The sequence below is a fragment of the Bradyrhizobium campsiandrae genome (genome assembly GCF_014529705.1).
In the GTDB taxonomy this organism is placed as follows: Bacteria; Pseudomonadota; Alphaproteobacteria; order Rhizobiales; family Xanthobacteraceae; genus Bradyrhizobium; species Bradyrhizobium campsiandrae.
Genome location: NZ_JAANIH010000147.1, coordinates 1 through 1,878, shown reverse-complemented (window position 1 = coordinate 1,878; position 1,878 = coordinate 1). Strand labels below are relative to the sequence as shown.

The window sequence follows — 1,878 nt, the reverse complement described above, 5'->3', positions numbered from 1 at the left end:
CTCTTGAACGCCATCATGCGGCGCTCCTGCATCGAGACGACCGCGGAAAGAACCATGAACCCGGCAGTGGATCATGTTTGTCGATCGGGGTTGACACCGTGCCCGCGATTAAAGAACGGACGACTAAATAGCGAAAGAAAAGCGTGCTCGTGGCTCCCGTACTGATAGCGAGCGCCGCCGCCAGAGCCACCGCGACCGCAATCTCCCATCCGACCTTGGCCAGCCACGCTTGAAAAGGGTTTGTCTGCACTGTCTCTCCCAAGAAGAAGGAAGTTTGGCATTCAACCGGCGACTTCGTCCAACAGGAGAATCAGCAGAAAACCCACGAAAAAAAGACTGGTTACCCACGGTGTCTCCGGAGCCGAATGAGCTTCCACCAGAAGCTCTTCGGTGACGAGGTATAGTAGCGCTATCAAACCAAACGAAAAGAATGCCGCGATCCAGAAATTGGGCAGATGACTGACAGGGATGCCGACGGCCGCCCCGATCGGCAACAGCACAGCGAGGCCAGTAATGATCGCGAGAACCTTCATCGGTTGCCGGACGGTTTCCGACAATTCGCCGGCGAGCGACAGCCCCAGAAAAAGCACTTCGATCGTGAGCGCTACCGTAAGGAGGAAACCCTGTTTGGCGCCGGCCGCGAATCCGATGCCGAGGACCAATCCATCGATGAAGATATCCACCGCCACCATGATCACCACGCCAAGGGTGCCTTTGGCTTTTTTGCCCAGACGCTTGATCAGGAGCATGAGGAGGATGCCCGCGGCTCCTCCAAGGATGACCGCCCAGACCGACTGGCGATGTTTGATGTCCGGGAGGAGTTCCCCGGCCGCGGCGGCGAAAACGACGCCCGCCGCGAAATGCTGAATCGCAGCGGCGATCGATGGCGTCGGCTGCCGCCACAGCGCGACGGCAGCCCCCAGAACGACGGCGACGCTTGGGATCAGGGTATAAAACCAACCGGGCACATTCACCCTTGGACGGCTCGGAGCGTTGGCGCTGATCTGCGCGGGGATAGAACGGCTAATCGATTAAGCAACCTTAACCCTCGTGGCGCGTTTCTGATTTCTACACTCATAGGAGATTATTATGCCGGACACTTCGCAAATCAAAGAGCACATGGACGTCATTTCATCCGACAAAAAGACCGTCGGCAAGGTCGACCATCTGGAGGGCGCCGACAAGATCAAGCTGACCAAACAAAGTTCCCCGAATGGCGACCATCATCACTTCATCCCGGTCGCCTGGATCGACCACGTTGACCAACATGTGCACCTTACAAAATCCGGCGCGGATATCACCGCTCACTGGGAGCACGAAGGGCGGAAGTAAACCTAACGGCATGCATCCCGGCTGGCGCCCCGCCGGCCGGGGATACCTTCTGTTTCCAACTCCAAACATCATGGATTTTGGCGTCTGGCGTCGTCGAGCCGCCACCCGCAGCGCATCCGCCATTGCGCTCATTCTGCCCGCAAACTGGAACGTGCTGCCTGCCCAGTTTGACGCATCGAAGATCGAGCGACCACCTATTACTCTATTTACCTCCGCATTAATGATGATGCGTGGATGACACCCACTCCCGGCATCAGATTTGCCAAACTTGTTGCAGAGGCAACAGCGAGGGGAGTTATCCACAACGCATCCAACCATCAGCGGCCTTGATCTCGCCAAGCCCGTTTTTCAAGTGCATGGCATCGACGCTGCGGGCAACGTCGTCATTCGCAAGAAGCTCCGACGATCTGAATTAAAGGGTAAGCGAGGCTTTTCTCCCATTTGATTGATGGGTTTCCGCTCGGTTTGTGCTCTGCGATTCTTGGCTGTTGAGGCAGCCAGGAGGAGACTGACGGATGGAACTATCGGGCGAGGAGTCCGAAGCTG

2 protein-coding genes are annotated in these 1,878 nt (G+C 57.1%); one reads left to right on the top strand and one right to left on the bottom strand.

Annotated features, from left to right (window positions below; genetic code table 11):
* Positions 1-281: 281 nt before the first annotated feature.
* Entirely contained in the window at positions 282-974 is a 693-nt protein-coding gene (locus G8O24_RS42380; protein ID WP_006022537.1) for a ZIP family metal transporter, read from the bottom strand.
* A gap of 115 nt (positions 975-1,089) precedes the next feature.
* Here G8O24_RS42380 and G8O24_RS42375 point away from each other — a divergent pair, with 115 nt between their 5' ends.
* On the top strand, positions 1,090-1,332 hold the full coding sequence (locus G8O24_RS42375) for a DUF2171 domain-containing protein (RefSeq protein WP_188108394.1): 243 nt from the start codon (positions 1,090-1,092) through the stop codon (positions 1,330-1,332).
* Positions 1,333-1,878 lie beyond the last annotated feature (546 nt).

Excerpts from the sequence above, each read along its gene's own strand:
- G8O24_RS42375 (WP_188108394.1), top strand. The coding sequence starts at position 1,090 with ATGCCGGACACTTCGCAAATCAAAGAGCACATGGACGTCATTTCATCC.